Raw genomic sequence first — 418 nt, 5'->3', positions numbered from 1 at the left:
CGGCCGGAAGGAAACCGAATATGCCTGGCGGCGATAGCGCGGCGGTCCCACCTGACCCCATGCCGAACTCAGCAGTGAAACGCCGTAGCGCCGATGGTAGTGTGGGGTCTCCCCATGTGAGAGTAGGACACTGCCAGGCTTTCAATCCAGTGGAAACCCTCAGCGTAAGCTGGGGGTTTTTGCGTATTCAGGTATGTATCATTTTGTTTGCTTATATTACCGTAAACGTCGTAAACGTCCGGTCATCTCACCTTGTTCTTCCTCCCTGTCCCATGCACGCTACCGTTTCCTTATCTTCACCTGGAGACTGACACCATGAGCCGTAGCCGATATACCCCGGAACAAAAACAGCAACATGTGACCCAATGGCGCCACAGTGACCTGACCCGAAAACAGTATTGCGAACAGCATCAGCTGA

At 53.6% G+C, this 418-nt stretch carries 1 protein-coding gene and 1 rRNA gene; both read left to right on the top strand.

Annotated elements, in window-relative coordinates; translation table 11 throughout:
• The first annotated feature begins 23 nt into the window (after positions 1–23).
• Positions 24–139: ribosomal RNA gene (gene rrf, locus EAE90_RS23435) — 5S ribosomal RNA — on the top strand.
• A 176-nt stretch (positions 140–315) separates the two neighbouring features.
• On the top strand, positions 316–418 hold a 103-nt coding region (gene tnpA / locus EAE90_RS24870; protein WP_422616012.1), incomplete at its 3' end, for an IS66 family insertion sequence element accessory protein TnpA.

This window comes from Photorhabdus caribbeanensis (assembly GCF_018448885.1).
In the GTDB taxonomy this organism is placed as follows: domain Bacteria; phylum Pseudomonadota; class Gammaproteobacteria; order Enterobacterales; family Enterobacteriaceae; genus Photorhabdus; species Photorhabdus caribbeanensis.
Note: the sequence above shows the minus strand (reverse complement) of the source record. Positions and strands in the feature narration are given on the sequence as shown.